This is a genomic window from Pseudomonas sp. S3E12, from assembly GCF_001702295.1.
Classification (GTDB): Bacteria; Pseudomonadota; Gammaproteobacteria; order Pseudomonadales; family Pseudomonadaceae; genus Aquipseudomonas; species Aquipseudomonas marginalis.
The window spans coordinates 60,325-76,149 of sequence record NZ_MBDT01000006.1; the positions used below are offsets into that span (position 1 = coordinate 60,325).

The window sequence follows — 15,825 nt, forward strand, 5'->3', positions numbered from 1 at the left end:
GGATTGTTATTCCGTATTTCCTTAATCTTGCCCCCCTCGATACGCTGCACCCATTATTTTTCAGGGCCTGCGAGTTAAAGCCTTCCCCAAGTGCTTCGTGGTCCCTTTTTTATTCCAGCCGTCTTGTAGTCCGGGCGGTCGATAGGAGTGAGTCATGTCTGATACCCGTCATTCGCGAGTGATTATTCTCGGTTCCGGCCCTGCCGGTTACAGCGCTGCCGTCTACGCTGCCCGGGCCAACCTCAAGCCGCTGCTGATCACCGGCATGCAGGCGGGCGGTCAGTTGACCACCACCACTGAAGTCGACAACTGGCCGGGCGATGTCCACGGCCTGACCGGCCCGGTGTTGATGGAGCGTATGAAAGAGCACGCTGAGCGCTTTGAAACCGAGATCGTGTTTGATCACATCAACAAGGTCGACTTCTCCAAGAAGCCTTACAGCCTGACCGGCGACAGCGGCGTCTACACCTGCGACGCACTGATCATCGCCACCGGTGCCAGCGCTCGCTACCTGGGCCTGCCATCGGAAGAAGCGTTCATGGGCAAGGGTGTTTCCGCTTGCGCCACCTGTGACGGGTTCTTCTACCGCAACAAGCCGGTCGCCGTGGTCGGTGGCGGCAACACGGCCGTGGAAGAGGCGCTGTACCTGGCCAACATCGCCAGCACCGTGACCCTGGTTCACCGCCGCGAGACGTTCCGCGCCGAGAAGATCCTGATCGACAAGCTGCACGCCCGTGTCGCCGAAGGCAAGATCATCCTCAAGCTCAACGCCACCCTGGATGAAGTCCTGGGCGACAACATGGGTGTGACCGGCGCTCGCCTGAAAAACAACGACGGCAGCTTCGACGAGCTGAAAGTCGACGGCGTGTTCATCGCCATCGGCCACACCCCGAACACATCGTTGTTCGAAGGCGTGCTGGAAGCCAAAGACGGTTACCTGGTGGTGCAAGGCGGTCGTGAAGGCAACGCCACCGCGACCAACATCGAAGGCATCTTCGCTGCCGGCGACGTGGCCGACCACGTCTACCGCCAGGCCATCACCTCGGCCGGCGCCGGTTGCATGGCGGCCCTGGACGCCGAGCGTTACCTCGACGGTTTGAAGGACGCTGCGTTCTAAATTGTTGAAATAAAAAAACCGGCTACGAGGCCGGTTTTTTTATGGGTGCAATTTAAATCTGGGAGGGACAAGCCCTCTCCCACATTTTGATCTGCATCTGACTCAGGATTTGCGGGTCAGTGGCTGGGCGGCGAATTTCACACCTGCCAACCCATGGGCAATCAACGCGCGGATATTGCCATGGTCACTGCCCTCAGGCGTGGCCACCACCGAGCGGTAATGCTCGCCAAACGCCAGCAGCGCTTCCTGGTTGCTCAAGCCTTCCAGCAGGGCCAGGCCCAAGGTCTTGCACGAACCTTCGTTCTGCCCGGCAGCGTTTTCCACATCGCCATTGGTGAAGGCCTGTGGCTGGTAATCGTAACCGGCAGCGACAAATGCCAGGGTGTCGGCAAAAACGTGTTCGCCACTGTTGAGGCTGGCGCGCAGGGTGTTCAAATCAGTCATGGGTTTTTCCTTTGGCAAACGCCGCCTGTTGCTCGGCGCTGGCTTCTTGCTGGAATTGGGCTTTCCACTCGGCGTACGGCATGCCGTACACCACTTCACGGGCGTCATCGAGGCTCAGCTCGATCTGGCGTTCGTCGGCCTCGGCCTTGTACCACTTGGACAGGCAGTTACGGCAGAAACCGGCGAGGTTCATCAGGTCGATGTTCTGCACATCCTTGCGGCTGTCCAGGTGCGCCACCAGGCGGCGGAAGGCGGCGGCTTCGAGTTCGAGGCGTTGTTGATCGTTCATAGGGCTCACTGACAATTCAGGGGTTAGCGGCTGGCCGCCAGGGTAATCGACACCGACTCGGCAAAGCGCAGCGCATGGGGCTTGTCCACTTCGACTTCGGCGTACAGCACCGATTCGTTGCTCATCACCAGGTCCAGCAGTTCCTGGGTCAGGCGCTCCAGCAAGGCAAAGCGGTTGCCTTCCACGTGGGCGATGATGGCCTTGGTGATGGTGCGGTAGTTCAGCGCGTGGTCGATGTCGTTGTCGCGCACGGCTTCCTGGGCGGCATACAGGATGGTCAGGTTGATCAGCACATCCTGCTTGTTGAGGATTTCGTCCTCATTGATACCGATGAAGGTGCGCAGGCACAGGTCCTTGACCCGGATGCGCGCCATGCCTGGTTGAAGTTGTGGCATTGCTACTTGCTCCGTCCAATCAGTTGCAGGAACTCCATGCGCGTGGTGTTCGACTCGCGGAACGCGCCGAGCATCACCGAGGTGTTCATGGTTGAATTCTGTTTTTCCACGCCGCGCATCATCATGCACATGTGCTTGGCTTCGATCACCACGGCCACGCCAGCGGCCTGGGTCACGCCCTGGATGGCGTCGGCGATTTGCCGGGTGAGGTTTTCCTGGATCTGCAGGCGCCGGGCGAACATGTCGACGATGCGCGCCAGCTTCGACAGGCCCAGCACCCTGCCGGTCGGAATATAGGCCACGTGGGCCTTGCCGATAAAGGGCAGCAGGTGATGCTCGCACAGTGAATACAGCTCGATGTCCTTGAGGATCACCATCTCGTCGTTGTCGGAGGCGAACAGTGCGCCGTTGACGATTTCCTCGAGGTTCTGTTCATAGCCATGACACAGGTACTGCATGGCCTTGGCGGCACGCTTGGGGGTGTCGAGCAAGCCTTCGCGTTCCGGGTCTTCGCCCAGGCCCTTGAGGATCTCGCGGTAATGGTGGGGCAGGGATAAGGTCATGCAACATCCTCACAAACGGCTTACTTGATATGCCGCCCGCCGTTGACGGTCAGGGTGGTACCGGTGACATAGGGGTTGTCCAGCAGGTAACGCACACTCTGGTAGATCACCTCGGGACCAGGCTCGATGCCCAGGGCCGACTTGGCCAGCACCTTGGTGCGATAGGCCGCGTTGTCGCCTTCGTTGAACATCACCATCGCCGGGGCGATGCCGTTGACCTTGATCAGCGGCGCAAACTGCGCGGCGAACGACAGCGTGAGGCTGTCGAGCCCGGCCTTGGTGGCGCAGTAGGCGATGTGCTGGCGGCTGCCCTTGCGCACCACGTCATCGCTGATATGCACGATGTCGGCAGGTGTAGAGCGTTGCAGCAAGGGTGAACAATGCAGGTTGATCAGGTACGGCGCAAGCATGTGCACGCTGAACATGTCGGTAAAGGCACGGCTTTCGTCGCCCGGCGCCTCCGCGACCCAAGCCGAAGCGTTATGGATGATCGCACGCAGGCTTTGGGTGTGGGTGTTCAGTTCAGCGATAAACGCGAGAATCCCGGCTTCGGTGGAAAAGTCGGCAAACACGCCGACTGCGCCACGCTCACGCAGGGCCTGCACGCCGGGGCGTTCGCTGCGGTAGCTGAAAATCACCGGCTGGCCTTCGTCCAGCAGGCGCTCGGCGCAATGCAGGCCGACGCGCTGGCCGGCACCGGTGATCAGGATCGGGGCGTTCGTTGCAGTCATGGGAGGCTCGCGTCGCTGGCAGGCGCAAATCATACCAGCGACGGGCCGCCCCTGTACTCACGCCGCCGCTTCGGAGGCCTTGCGCGGGGCTGGCGCTGGGTGCAGCCAGTTCGCCAGCAGGTGGGTCGACAGCGGAATGAACCAGTACACCATCAAGGGCGTGAGTGCCATTGTGCTGACCAGCACCCGTGGCCCCAGCTCGAGTTCACTGAGCAGCGGCCCCAGGACGAAGTTGAACAGCAGCGACACCGGGAAAAACGCCAGCCAGATCGCCACCGCCTGCTTCCAGCGTGGCGGACGGGCACCCGCTGCGCCAAACCAGCCATCGATGCCCCGTACACGGTGCTCGGACGGGTCGGCGAACAAATCGCTGCCACGGCTCAACCACGCACTGCGTGAGGCGGAAAACTCCCAGGCGTGCAGGGTCTTCTCATCGGCGAAGCGGAAAATGATCTGGAATTCATCGTCATTGGGCGGTGGGGCCAGCACGCCGGAGCCCAGGTAACCGGGGAAGTCGGTGGCCAATTGCTCGCCTTCGCGCAGCCAGGCCATCAGTTCTTCATAGCGCCCTTTGGCCACGCGGCGCGCAACCATCAAGGTGACGGGAGAGGTAGACATTGTGTATCTCCAAATGTACGGGTGCACTGGACCGTGTAGGTGGCGCACAGACGAAGCTGCGGGGTGTTGCAGCGACGTGTAAAAAGCAGGCAAGGATTATTCCTGTTTTACCCGAATACACCAGCGACATTGGTCCGAAAAGCGGGAAACTTGAAAAAGACAGGTGTAAAGGCGTTAAATGAGCGCCCAGTTAACGTTGGTTTTTTGGTCAAAAATGCCCGTGATTACTGCTCCGCTTGAAAGTGTTTCGCATCTGGATTCCACTGATTCCGATGAGCTGTTTCCGATCCGTGAAGTCTCGAGATTGACAGGCGTCAACCCGGTCACCCTGCGTGCCTGGGAGCGCCGTTATGGGCTGATACAGCCCACGCGCACCGAAAGTGGGCATCGCCTCTATTCCAAGGCCGATATACAGACAGTCCATCGTATTCTCGATTGGATCGAGCGCGGCGTGGCCGTGAGCAAAGTGGGCAAGATCCTCGCTCGCGACGATCAGCAGGCCGAAGCCGTTCGTGCGCAGCGCGATGCGGTCGAGGAAAGTGAATGGCCGCAGTGGCAGGCGCGGCTGATGCAGGCCGCCAGCGACTTCGATGACCGTCAACTGGAACGTGTGTATGGGCAGATTCTGGCTACCTACCCACTTGATGTGGTGTTCCAGGACATTCTGATGCCTCTGTGGAATGAGCTGTTGCGTCATCAGGGGCGTTTCGGCCAGGCCAGCGAGTGGTTGTTCTTCGACAACTTCCTGCGAGTACGTGCCCTGGAGCGCCTGCAACTGGCGTGTGCTTCACCCGTGCCGCGGGTATTGCTGGCGGCCATGGCGGGTGAGTGCCGCAAGTTGGAGTTGCTGGTGGCGGCGCTCTTGATGAGCCGGGATGACCTGGCCGTGAAGGTGCTGGGCATGGGGCAGCCGTTTGATGAGCTGACGCTGGTCTGCGAGAAGACTCACCCACAGGCGCTGGTCCTCTTCTCCAATTACTCGCATAACCATGATCTTGCCGGGCGCTTGAACCGCTTGGCGTTGACTCTGGATTGCCCGCTGCTGCTTGCAGGTGCGGCGTCGGATCTTGCCGAGGACGACCTGGCCGGCACGTCCATCGGCTGCCTGGGCAATGAAGGTCGCTTGATGCGGCGGCGCTTGCAACAGTTTCTCAGCGGCGGGCTGGATACCTGATTTCAGGCATGCATGTGCGGGTGGACCAGGCGGTGCTGGTGCAGGATGAACTGACGCAGACGCTCGGTTTCATCCGCATCGCTTTGGCTCAAGCGGTAGGCAAACAAGCCCCGCGCCGTTTCCCGCTCGAACGCGCCGCGCAGCGCGATGCGTTCGTACCCCGACGGGCTGAACCACAGGGAAAAGGTTTTTGGCGGCTTGCTCCGGCCGCGAATCTCCACCAGCACGCCCTTGAATGACACTTCATGCACCCACAGAGCGCTCGCAGTGCCCCGGATGTTCTCCAGGACCACCGGCGTTTCAAGCGCCAGGCGCCACGGGCGTATCATCGGCCCGTCTTCGAAAATACTCGGCACGCCCAAACGCAGATGCACCGCATTGAACTCATCCTCCACCAGATGCAGGGGGAAGGTCAGTTGCTGGTTGTCGAACTGCGCCTGGATGGTGACATGGTCGTGGGCGGCGAGGCGGGTGAGCAAGTCGCGAATCTGCGCACCGCCGTTGACGGTCAGGCTCGACGAAGCATCCCGCAGGTTGAGTTGCGGGTTGTGCTGCATGTTCTGAATGAAATCCAGCTCATCCTGGGTCAGAAGCGCATTGCGTTGCATCGTGCTTGCTCAATGGAGGGTGCTAAAGTGCCATTATCTGCTCTTATCGCTGCACTTTCTAAATTTTGTTTAATCCGCTTGTCACTTTGAGCACTGCCAGCTCGGCTTTGACCTGGGCCAGTTCGCTTTCCAACTGCGCAACACGCTGCTGGGCCTTGACCTGGAGCGTGACGTCCTTTTGTACACCGACGAAATACGTCTGCTTGTCCGCGGCGTTGTAAACCGTTGAAAGGGACAGTTCGTTCCAGAAGTGGCTGCCGTCCTTGCGGTAATTGCGCAGGGTTTCCCGGCAGGCACCGCCGTTCTCCAACACGTCACGGATGGCCATCAGGGCCGGCTGGTCGCGGTCGCCGGATTGCAGGAAGCGGCAGTCCTGATAGAGGATTTCGTCGAGGGTGTAGCCGGTCAGCCGTTCGAATGCAGGGTTCACGTAGATCAGCGGCTTGTCCTTGCCTTCTCTTTCAGCGACGACGATGCCGTCGTTGGAAGCGTTGATCACCATTTGCATCAGCTTGGCGTTAATCATTGAGCGGTCCATGGCTTGTGGTTGGAGTGGGCAGTTTAAGACATGCCTTGAATCTTGCACGGCGGGCGCCGAAATATTTGCGCCAGCTGCTAATATCCCAGGCTTTCGCTCAACTACAGGATCAGATTGATGAAAGTCGCCATCCTTTCCGGCTCGGTGTACGGCACGGCTGAAGAAGTCGCGCGCCACGCCGCCGACCTCCTCAACAAGGCCGGCTTTGAGGCCTGGCACAATCCCCGTGCGACCTTGGCGGATGTACTAGCCTTCAGTCCGCAAGCCTTTCTGGCGGTGACCTCCACCACCGGCATGGGGGAATTGCCCGACAACCTGCAACCCCTGTATTCCTCCATTCGCGACCAACTGCCCGGCGCCTGGCGCGGGTTGCCCGGCGCAGTGATCGGCCTGGGCGATGCCAGCTACGGCGATACCTTCTGTGGCGGTGGCGAGCAAATGCGCGAGCTGTTCGGCGAGTTGGGTGTGCGTGAAGTGCTGCCGATGCTGCGCCTGGACGCCAGCGAAAGCGTCACCCCGGAAGCCGACGCCGAGCCATGGCTGGCCGAGCTGGTCACTGCACTGCGCGCTTGACCGGAAACTCGCGTAACAACGCCAGCCAGGCCTGGGCGGCTTTCGACAGGTAGGCGCCCTCACGCCAGATAAAGGCAATGTCCCAGCGCAGGTAATCGGGCGCCTTCAACGTCAGGCGCACCACCCCAGGTCGCACCAGCCCACGGGCGACCACGCTGGGCAGCAGCACCACGCCTTGGCCGGCGGCCACCAAGGCTGCGAGGAAGTCCGCCTGGCCGCTGCGGCCGATTTCCTTCGGGGTAAAACCCAACTGCTGACACGCCTGCATCAGGCGGTCGTTAAGCACAAAGCTGCGCTGGTACATCAGGAACGGCGTGTCCGCCAATTCCTCAAGGCGCACCTGGGCGTTGTCCGCCAGGGGGTGGTCAATCGGCAGCAGTGCGTCCAGGGGTTCATCGCAAAAGGCTTGCCAGGCAAACGCCGGGTCATTGGGTTTCAAGCTGCCGCCCACTTCCAGCTCACCGCTCAGGATGGCCTGTTCGATATTGCGGCTGCCGCCTTCCAGCAGTTGGATGGTGACGTTCGGGTAGCGCCGGCGGTACTCGGCAAACAGCCCGGCGAACAGCGTGTCACCCGCCAGCAGCGGCAGGCCCAGGCGCAACTCGCCGCGGGTGAGCTGCTGCATATCGTCCAGCTCGCTCAGCAGTTCGGCTTGCAGGCGCAACATGGCTTCGGCGCGTTGCAGTACGACCTGGCCGGCGGCGGTCAGGCGGGTCTGCGAGCCGATGCGGTCAAGCAGCGGTGTGCCAAGGCTTTGCTCCAGTTGCGCCACCTGTTTGCTGACGGCGGACTGGCTGATATGCAGGGTTTTCCCCGCCTGGGTAAAGCCCCCTCGGTGGATCACTTCGACAAAGCTGCGCAGCTGTTTGAATTCCATCGGCCTGATTCCAGTTTGGAATGGTTGGCAGTCTAACAATTCGCTGTGGGGATGGAAGGCCGCACTCTAAAATAGGGGCCTGCGAGGACCCAAAGCCCATGAAACGTTTTCCCTTCAAACACCTTGGCCGTTTGCTGACTGAACTGGTCGTGCTGCTCGCGATTTATCTGCTGGGCACCCAGTTGGCGACCTGGCTGGCCTGGCCCATTCCCGGTGGCGTGCTGGGCCTGGGCCTGTTGCTGGCAACGTTCGCCAGCGGCCTGGTCAAACCGGCGGCACTGCAATTGGGCGCCGGGGTGTTGATGGCCGAGATGCTGCTGTTCTTCATCCCGGCCCTGATGAGCCTGCTCGATTACGGTGGCCTGCTGCGCAACGATGGCTGGCGCATCCTGTTGGTGATCGGCTTGAGCACGCTGGCGGTGATGCTGGTCACGGCGTTTACGGTAGAAGCGGTGTGCCGCTGGAGGTTGCGCCATGAAGCTTGAGCTGATGCCGGTGTTCTGGCTCGCCTTGACCCTGGGCGCCTACGTGTTCAGCCGCTGGCTCTACCGACGTACCGGGCGCTACCTGCTGTCGCCGCTGATCCTGGTGCCGGCACTGTTGCTGGCGGTGGCCGTGCCGATGCACACCGCCTATGCCGAATACGCCACCGACACCCACTGGCTGATGCTGGTGCTGGGCCCGGTGACTGTGGCGTTTGCCGTGCCGATCTGGCAGCAGCGCCGCTTGCTGGCGCGGCACTGGCCGGCGTTGCTGCTGGGCATGATGGCGGGCAGCGTGGCGTCGATCGCGACCTCGTTCGGCCTGGCAAAAGCCCTGGCGTTGGACAGCGCGGTGACGATGTCGCTGGTGCCGCGCTCGATCACCACACCGTTCGCCATGCCGGTGTCTTCCGACCTGGGTGGCGTGCCGGAGCTGACGGCGGTGTTTGTGATGTTCACCGGTGTGTTCGGCGCCATGCTCGGTGGTGTATTGCTCAAATGGCTGCCGCTGCGGACACCCCTGGCACGTGGCGCGTTGTTTGGCGTGGGCGCCCACGGTGCGGGTGTCAGTCGCGCCCATGAAGTGGGGGGCGAAGAGGGCTCGGTCGCTGGCCTGGTGATGGTGTTGACGGGGTTGCTCAACCTGTTTGCCGTGCCTTTTCTGGCGGCGCTTCTCTGACGCGCTTTAAACAAATTTCAACTATTCTCTGAACTGACCCGCTCGGTCATCAAGCTGGCTGCCAAGGCAACTCCGGCAGGCATGAGGTCTGACTAGACTGGCCCATCACACAAAAAAACAACAATAAGACAGTGCGCCAAGGAGGTCATCGCCGTGAGCCTAGCCCCCGTTCTATCGCCGCAGAATGTCAAAGACCAGGTCAGCGCTGCCGAATGGCAGACCCGCGTCGACCTGGCGGCCTGCTATCGCCTGGTGGCGCTGCATGGCTGGGATGACCTGATCTTCACCCATATCTCGGCCAAGGTGCCGGGCACCGATGATTTCCTGATCAACCCCTACGGGCTGATGTTCCACGAGATCACCGCGTCGAGCCTGGTCAAGGTCGACCTGGCAGGCAACAAACTGATGGACAGCCCCTACGACATCAATCCGGCGGGCTACACCATCCACAGTGCCATCCATGAAGTTCGCCATGATGTGACGTGCGTGCTGCACACCCACACGGCTGCGGGTGTGGCCGTCGCTGCACAGCAGCAGGGCGTGTTGCCCATCAGCCAGCAATCGCTCTTCGTGCTGTCGAGCCTGGCCTATCACGCCTACGAAGGCGTGGCCTTGAACCACGAAGAAAAAGCCCGCTTGCAGGCCGACCTCGGGGATAGCAATTTCCTGATGCTGCACAACCATGGCCTGCTGACCTGCGGCAGTACCATTGCCGACACCTTTCTGATGATGTTCACCTTCCAGCGTGCCTGCGATATTCAGGTGCTGGCGCAGAGCGGCGGCGCCGAATTGATCGCCATCGGGCCGCAGATTCTTGCCGGTGCCAAGGCGATGGTGGCGGCTGTTACAAAAAGTGCCCAAGGCATGGGCGGCGCGCTGGCCTGGCCGGCCTTGCTGCGCAAATTGGACCTGCAAGACCCAGGGTATAACCGCTGATGCCACTCGCCGAAATCCCGCTCAGAGCCTGGCGCAAGCGTGGCCAGGATTTCGTCTTTCGCGGCCGTACCCTTCGCTATTGGGTGGCCGGGCAGGGCGAACCGCTGCTGCTGATCCATGGCTTCCCCACGGCCAGTTGGGACTGGCATTACCTGTGGCAACCCCTGGCCCAACGGCACCTGGTGATCGCCTGCGACATGCTCGGCTTCGGTGACTCGGCCAAGCCGCTGGACCATGATTACTGCCTGCTGGAACAGGCGGACTTGCAACAGGCCCTGCTCGAACACTTGCGGGTGGAACAGCCGGTGCATGTGTTGGCCCATGATTATGGTGACAGCGTCGCCCAGGAACTCCTGGCCCGCCACTACGAAGGCCGGTTTGAGATGGCCAGCTGTGTGTTCCTCAATGGCGGGTTGTTCCCCGAAACCCATCGCCTGGCGCTGGTGCAAAAGCTCTTGCTCAGCCCCCTGGGCTGGATGATCGGCCGCGCGTTCGGGCGCAATGCCCTGGCAGACAGCTTCAGCCAGATATTCGGCCCCGACACCCGCCCCAGTGAAAGTGCCCTGGATGATTTCTGGAGCCTGATCAACGGCAACGGCGGCACGCGTATCCTGCACAAACTGATCGCCTACGTCCCCCAGCGCCGCCGCCTGCGTGATCGCTGGGTCGGCGCGATGCAGCGCGGCGAAGTGCCGTTGCGGGTGATCGACGGCGAAGTGGACCCGATCTCCGGCGCTCATATGGTCGAGCGTTACCAGCAATTGGTGCCCGACGCCGACACGGTGTTGCTGGCCAATATCGGCCACTACCCGCAGATCGAGGCGCCGGTGCAGGTGCTCAGGCACTACCAGGCCTTTCGTGATCGGCTCGGGCAGCCGGCCTCGCAAGTGGCCTATTCCTGATCCCGAATCCGTTTCTGTAGGAGCGAGCTTGCTCGCGAAAATCGTCAACAATAACGTGGGAATCCTGACACCACGCGGCGCTCTGGGATTTTTCGCGAGCAAGCTCGCTCCTGCAGAGAGACGAGTCATCATCCCCCAGCCTTATCGAGCACCATTCATCCTCCGCCGTATTTATTGTGACCGCAGGCGCGTTGCCGGACACTCGAACCATTCCCATTGTCGCCAGCGGAGTTTGGTATGAGTGAGTCAGTGCAGTTCCAGGATAAGGTCGTGATCGTCACCGGTGCCGGCGGCGGATTGGGCCGGGCCCATGCGCTGCTGTTCGCCAGGCACGGGGCCAAGGTCTTGGTCAACGACCTCGGTGGCTCTACCCAGGGCGAGGGCGCCAATGCCTCCGCCGCCGATCGAGTGGTCGCCGAGATTCGTGCTGCGGGCGGTGTCGCCGTGGCCAACCATGACTCTGTCACCGACGGTGACAAAATCGTCCAGAACGCCCTCGATGTTTTCGGCCGCATCGACGTAGTAGTCAACAACGCCGGCATCCTGCGTGACAAAACCTTCCACAAAATGGACGACGCCGACTGGGACCTGGTTTACCGCGTGCATGTCGAAGGTGCCTACAAAGTCACCCGCGCCGCCTGGCCTCACCTGCGTGAGCAAGGTTATGGCCGGGTGATCTTCACCGCGTCCACCTCGGGCATCTACGGCAATTTCGGCCAGTCCAACTACGGCATGGCCAAGCTCGGGCTGTACGGCCTGACCCGCACCCTGGCCCTGGAAGGGCGCAAGAACAACATTCTGGTCAATGCGATTGCCCCCACCGGCGGTACGCGCATGACCGAAGGTCTGATCCCGCCGCAAGTGTTCGAGCGCCTCAAGCCGGAGCTGGTCAGCCCGCTGGTGGTGTACCTGGGCAGCGAAGCGTGCCAGGAAACGTCCGGGCTGTTCGAGGTGGGTGGTGGCTGGATCGGCAAGACCCGCTGGGAACGCAGCCTGGGCGTGGGCTTCGACCCTGAAGCCGGGTTCTCCCCCGATGACGTGGCGGCGCATTGGGCGCAGATCTGCGACTTTGAAGGCGCAGCCCACCCCAACGACAACATCGAAGCGCTGAAGGAGATGATGGCGAACTTGCAGAAGTACAGCCTGTGATCGTTGCTTGAAAAAGCTTGAATCCCACGGGGCGCTGATGGCGCCCCGTTTTATTTCAGACAAAAAAAAGCCGCTGCAAACGCAGCGGCTGAAGTCAGACGTTGGATCAAGGAGCGACAAATCAACGTCAGTGAACACGGGTAACAGATTGAAAAAAGGCATCAATCCATTCGAATCTGGCTGTTCTTCCCGATGGGGAAGCGGGCTGTTTGCCCTGAAAGCCAGGCAAGAATAGTCGGTTGTTACAAAATGAGTAATCCCGATTCATGACAAGGACTGTTACTGAAAGCGCAACAGTTTCAGGGCATGCCATCCATTCCCCTGATAACCCGCCATCCACCCAATCCATGGGCCCGCCCGCACCCCGGCCAGAGCGGCTTGTCATCCTTTCGAGCGATAGAGCGAATCCCTCCTTGGTGCGCTTATCGCTCCTGATGCGCGGCAGTAGGGTGAGGCCTTCTGTCACTCACCGGGGAAGACGCATGACAAAAACAACAATGCGCGCCATCTTCACGCCACAGGCGCTGGCCGCTGCGGTTGCGTTGGGTTGCTGTGCCCAGGCACAGGCTGTTTCCTTCAACATTGGCGAGATCGAAGGGCAATTCGACTCCTCGCTGTCGGTCGGCTCGAGCTGGGGCATGCGCGATGCCGATAAAAAACTCGTGGGCACCGTCAATGGCGGCACGGGGCAAGCTTCCACGGGGGATGACGGGCGTCTCAACTTCAAGAAGGGCGAGACCTTCTCCAAGATCTTCAAAGGCCTGCATGACCTGGAGCTGAAGTACGGCGACACCGGTGTGTTCGTGCGCGGCAAGTACTGGTACGACTTCGAACTCAAGGACGAAGACCGCGAGTTCAAGCAGATCAGTGACCACAACCGCAAGGAAGGCGCCAAGTCCAGCGGCGCGCAGATCCTCGATGCGTTCGTCTACCACAACTACTCCCTGGGCGACCTGCCGGGCACCGTGCGCGCAGGCAAGCAGGTGGTCAGTTGGGGCGAAAGTACCTTCATCGGCAACTCCATCAACAGCATCAACCCGATTGACGTGTCGGCGTTCCGTCGGCCCGGTGCCGAGATCAAGGAAGGGCTGATCCCGGTCAACATGCTGTTCGCGTCCCAGAGCCTGACCAACCAACTGACCGTGGAAGGCTTCTACCAGCTGGAGTGGGATCAGACGGTGCTGGATAACTGCGGCACCTTCTTTGGCAATGACGTGGCGGCGGATGGCTGCACCGGCAACTACACGGTGGGTAGTCCGGCGATTGCACCGCTCCAACCGATCGCAGCGGCTCGCGGCCAAGGCTTTGTGGTGACCCGCGAAGGTGTGGTGGTGCAGCGTGCCGGTGATCGCGATGCACGGGACTCCGGCCAATTCGGCGCAGCCTTGCGCTGGCTGGGCGATGACACGGAGTACGGCCTGTACTTCATGAACTACCACAGCCGTACGCCGACTGTGGGCACGATTACCGCCAACACCAATCTGGCGACCATCGGTGGTATCGCGGCGGCTGCTCCGGCGGGCTTCGGTTCGGCCCTGGCCCAGAGCACCATGCTTGGCCGTGGCCAGTACTACCTCGACTATCCGGAAGACATCCGCCTGTTCGGTGCCAGCTTCTCCACCACCCTGCCCACCGGTACGGCGTGGACCGGCGAGATCAGCTACCGCCCGAATGCACCGGTGCAGCTCAACACCACTGACTTGACTTTGGCTCTGATCAACCCGATTGCCGGCAATGCGGCATCGCCGATCCGTTCCTCCTTCGGCGCCGACAACAAGGGCTACCGCCGCAAGGAAATCACCCAGATCCAAAGCACCATGACTCAGTTCTTCGACCAGGTGCTGGGCGCTGAACGCTTGACCCTGGTGGGCGAAGCGGCCGTGGTCCATGTCGCCGGCCTGGAGGATAAATCCAAGCTGCGTTACGGCCGCGACTCGGTGTACGGCGCCTATGGTTTCCAGGGTGACACCGACGGTTTCGTCACCTCCACCTCCTGGGGCTACCGCGCGCGGGCGATCCTCGACTACAACAATGCGATTGCCGGGGTGAACCTCAAGCCCAACCTGTCCTGGTCCCATGACGTGGCCGGCTACGGGCCCAACGGGATCTTCAATAAAGGCGCCAAGGCCATCAGCGTCGGCGTGGATGCAGACTATCGCAGCACCTACACCGCCAGCCTCAGCTACACCGACTTCTTTGGCGGCGACTACAACACCCTGACCGACCGCGACTTCCTCGCCCTCAGCTTCGGCGTGAACTTCTGATTTGGCTTAAAAAAGAAGGACAAGAATCCATGCGTAAGACAATTGCAGTATTGGCCCTCAGCCTGTTGGCTTCCCACGTGATGGCGGCGGTGTCGCCGGAAGAGGCGGCCAAGCTGGGCACCACCCTGACACCGGTCGGCGCCGAAAAAGCCGGCAACGCCGATGGCTCGATCCCGGCGTGGACCGGCGGTATCCCGAAAAACGCCGGCGCGATAGACAGCAAGGGCTTTCTCGCCGACCCGTTCGCCAATGAAAAACCGCTGTTCGTGATCACCGCCGCCACGGTGGACAAGTACAAGGACAAACTCTCCGACGGCCAGGTGGCGATGTTCAAGCGCTACCCCGAGACCTACAAGATCCCGGTGTACCCGAGCCACCGTACGGTCAACCTGCCACCGGACATCTACGAGTCGATCAAGCGCAGCGCGCTGAACGTCAAGACGATCAACGACGGCAACGGCCTGGAAAACTTCACCGGCAACCGGTACTACGCTTTCCCGATTCCCAAGAATGGCGTGGAAGTGCTGTGGAACCACATCACCCGCTACCACGGTGGCAACCTGCGCCGCATCATCACCCAGGCCACCCCGCAGACCAATGGCAGCTACACGCCGATCCGCTTCGAGGAGGAAGTGGCGGTGCCCCAGGCGATTCCCGATATCGACCAGGCCAAGGCGGCCAACGTGCTGAGCTATTTCAAGCAATCGGTGACCGCCCCGGCACGCCTGGCGGGCAACGTACTGCTGGTGCACGAGACCCTCGACCAGGTGAAGGAACCGCGCCTGGCCTGGATCTACAACGCCGGCCAGCGCCGCGTGCGCCGCGCGCCGCAAGTGTCCTATGACGGCCCGGGCACCGCATCCGACGGCCTGCGCACCACCGACAACTTCGACATGTTCTCCGGCGCCCCTGACCGCTATGACTGGAAGCTGGTGGGCAAGAAAGAGATGTACATCCCCTACAACAGCTACAAGCTCGATTCGCCGTCGCTCAAGTACGACGACATCATCAAGGCCGGTCATATCAACCAGGACCTGACCCGTTACGAACTGCACCGCGTGTGGGAAGTGGTCGGCACGGTCAAGCCGAGCGAGCGGCACATCTACGCCAAGCGCCACATGTACATCGACGAAGACAGCTGGCAAGTCGCGCTGGTGGATCACTACGACGGTCGTGGCCAACTGTGGCGCGTCGCCGAAGGCCATGCGCAGTTCTACTACGACCACCAGGTGCCGGCCTACACCGTCGAGACCCTGTACGACATCATTGCCGGGCGCTACATCGCACTGGGCATGAAGAACGAGGAGAAGAGCAGCTTCGTGTTCGGCTTTGCGGCCAAGGCAGCGGACTACACCCCGGCGGCGTTGAGGGCTGAAGGCGTACGCTGATCCCAATATGAAATGCAATCAAATGTGGGAGGGGGCTTGCCCCCGATGACGGTGTATCAGTCAACCAATCCAGTGACTGACAGTCCCTCATCGGGAGC

At 61.2% G+C, this 15,825-nt stretch carries 19 protein-coding genes; 10 read left to right on the top strand and 9 right to left on the bottom strand.

Going from position 1 to position 15,825, the window contains the following annotated elements; translation table 11 throughout:
• The first annotated feature begins 154 nt into the window (after nucleotides 1-154).
• On the top strand, nucleotides 155-1,117 hold the full coding sequence (trxB, locus tag BB029_RS09410; protein WP_025858049.1) for a thioredoxin-disulfide reductase: 963 nt from the start codon (nucleotides 155-157) through the stop codon (nucleotides 1,115-1,117).
• A gap of 102 nt (nucleotides 1,118-1,219) precedes the next feature.
• Here trxB and BB029_RS09415 read toward each other — a convergent pair whose 3' ends face one another.
• The 6 genes from BB029_RS09415 to BB029_RS09440 are packed head-to-tail and all read right to left on the bottom strand — an operon-like array spanning nucleotide 1,220 to nucleotide 4,157.
• Nucleotides 1,220-1,561, bottom strand: coding sequence for a HopJ type III effector protein (locus tag BB029_RS09415; RefSeq protein WP_065939007.1), 342 nt, complete (start codon nucleotides 1,559-1,561; stop codon nucleotides 1,220-1,222).
• Nucleotides 1,554-1,850 carry a DUF1244 domain-containing protein gene (locus BB029_RS09420; protein WP_065939008.1) on the bottom strand — a complete coding sequence of 99 codons (297 nt, stop codon included), beginning with the start codon at nucleotides 1,848-1,850 and terminating at the stop codon, nucleotides 1,554-1,556. The genes BB029_RS09415 and BB029_RS09420 overlap by 8 nt, the downstream gene beginning before the upstream one ends.
• Before the next feature lie 23 nt (nucleotides 1,851-1,873).
• A complete protein-coding gene (gene folX / locus BB029_RS09425; protein ID WP_003194073.1) occupies nucleotides 1,874-2,245 on the bottom strand; it encodes a dihydroneopterin triphosphate 2'-epimerase in 372 nt (123 codons plus the stop codon).
• A gap of 2 nt (nucleotides 2,246-2,247) precedes the next feature.
• Complete coding sequence (gene folE, locus BB029_RS09430; RefSeq protein WP_065939009.1) at nucleotides 2,248-2,808, bottom strand: GTP cyclohydrolase I FolE; 561 nt, start codon at nucleotides 2,806-2,808, stop codon at nucleotides 2,248-2,250.
• Nucleotides 2,809-2,828: 20 nt separating this feature from the next.
• On the bottom strand, nucleotides 2,829-3,539 hold the full coding sequence (folM, locus tag BB029_RS09435) for a dihydromonapterin reductase (RefSeq protein ID WP_065939010.1): 711 nt from the start codon (nucleotides 3,537-3,539) through the stop codon (nucleotides 2,829-2,831).
• 57 nt (nucleotides 3,540-3,596) lie between these two features.
• On the bottom strand, nucleotides 3,597-4,157 hold the full coding sequence (locus tag BB029_RS09440; protein ID WP_065939011.1) for an antibiotic biosynthesis monooxygenase: 561 nt from the start codon (nucleotides 4,155-4,157) through the stop codon (nucleotides 3,597-3,599).
• A 214-nt stretch (nucleotides 4,158-4,371) separates the two neighbouring features.
• Here BB029_RS09440 and BB029_RS09445 point away from each other — a divergent pair, with 214 nt between their 5' ends.
• Nucleotides 4,372-5,331: a MerR family transcriptional regulator gene (locus tag BB029_RS09445; RefSeq protein WP_065939012.1), complete on the top strand. Its 960-nt coding sequence runs from the start codon at nucleotides 4,372-4,374 to the stop codon at nucleotides 5,329-5,331.
• 2 nt (nucleotides 5,332-5,333) lie between these two features.
• Here the strand turns inward: BB029_RS09445 and BB029_RS09450 are convergent, their stop codons facing one another.
• Both BB029_RS09450 and BB029_RS09455 read right to left on the bottom strand, forming a co-directional pair.
• A complete protein-coding gene (locus BB029_RS09450; RefSeq protein ID WP_065939013.1) occupies nucleotides 5,334-5,939 on the bottom strand; it encodes a hypothetical protein in 606 nt (201 codons plus the stop codon).
• Between the two features lie 58 nt (nucleotides 5,940-5,997).
• The gene (locus BB029_RS09455; protein WP_065939014.1) at nucleotides 5,998-6,465 is read right to left on the bottom strand and encodes a PAS domain-containing protein; all 468 of its coding nucleotides are present in this window, start codon (nucleotides 6,463-6,465) and stop codon (nucleotides 5,998-6,000) included.
• 129 nt (nucleotides 6,466-6,594) lie between these two features.
• On the opposite strand from BB029_RS09455, the gene BB029_RS09460 reads away from it, so the two are divergent.
• Nucleotides 6,595-7,050, top strand: a complete 456-nt coding sequence (locus tag BB029_RS09460; protein ID WP_065939015.1) for a flavodoxin — start codon at nucleotides 6,595-6,597, stop codon at nucleotides 7,048-7,050.
• Here the strand turns inward: BB029_RS09460 and BB029_RS09465 are convergent.
• Nucleotides 7,031-7,927: a LysR family transcriptional regulator gene (locus tag BB029_RS09465; protein WP_027607636.1), complete on the bottom strand. Its 897-nt coding sequence runs from the start codon at nucleotides 7,925-7,927 to the stop codon at nucleotides 7,031-7,033. The two genes, BB029_RS09460 and BB029_RS09465, sit on opposite strands and share 20 nt — an antisense overlap.
• Before the next feature lie 98 nt (nucleotides 7,928-8,025).
• Between BB029_RS09465 and BB029_RS09470 the strand changes: the two genes are divergently transcribed.
• From BB029_RS09470 to BB029_RS09500, 7 genes are all read left to right on the top strand, one after another.
• Complete coding sequence (locus tag BB029_RS09470; RefSeq protein ID WP_065939016.1) at nucleotides 8,026-8,412, top strand: CidA/LrgA family protein; 387 nt, start codon at nucleotides 8,026-8,028, stop codon at nucleotides 8,410-8,412.
• Entirely contained in the window at nucleotides 8,402-9,088 is a 687-nt protein-coding gene (locus BB029_RS09475; RefSeq protein ID WP_065939017.1) for an LrgB family protein, read from the top strand. Before BB029_RS09470 ends, BB029_RS09475 begins: the two co-directional genes overlap by 11 nt.
• A gap of 153 nt (nucleotides 9,089-9,241) precedes the next feature.
• Nucleotides 9,242-10,024, top strand: a complete 783-nt coding sequence (locus BB029_RS09480) for a class II aldolase/adducin family protein (RefSeq protein WP_065939018.1) — start codon at nucleotides 9,242-9,244, stop codon at nucleotides 10,022-10,024.
• Nucleotides 10,024-10,926: an alpha/beta fold hydrolase gene (locus tag BB029_RS09485; RefSeq protein WP_065939019.1), complete on the top strand. Its 903-nt coding sequence runs from the start codon at nucleotides 10,024-10,026 to the stop codon at nucleotides 10,924-10,926. The genes BB029_RS09480 and BB029_RS09485 overlap by 1 nt, the downstream gene beginning before the upstream one ends.
• A 237-nt stretch (nucleotides 10,927-11,163) precedes the next feature.
• On the top strand, nucleotides 11,164-12,075 hold the full coding sequence (locus BB029_RS09490; RefSeq protein ID WP_065939020.1) for an SDR family oxidoreductase: 912 nt from the start codon (nucleotides 11,164-11,166) through the stop codon (nucleotides 12,073-12,075).
• Between the two features lie 482 nt (nucleotides 12,076-12,557).
• On the top strand, nucleotides 12,558-14,339 hold the full coding sequence (locus BB029_RS09495; protein WP_081744486.1) for a DUF1302 domain-containing protein: 1,782 nt from the start codon (nucleotides 12,558-12,560) through the stop codon (nucleotides 14,337-14,339).
• A 29-nt stretch (nucleotides 14,340-14,368) separates the two neighbouring features.
• Nucleotides 14,369-15,727 carry a DUF1329 domain-containing protein gene (locus tag BB029_RS09500; protein ID WP_065939021.1) on the top strand — a complete coding sequence of 453 codons (1,359 nt, stop codon included), beginning with the start codon at nucleotides 14,369-14,371 and terminating at the stop codon, nucleotides 15,725-15,727.
• The last annotated feature ends 98 nt before the right edge of the window (nucleotides 15,728-15,825 follow it).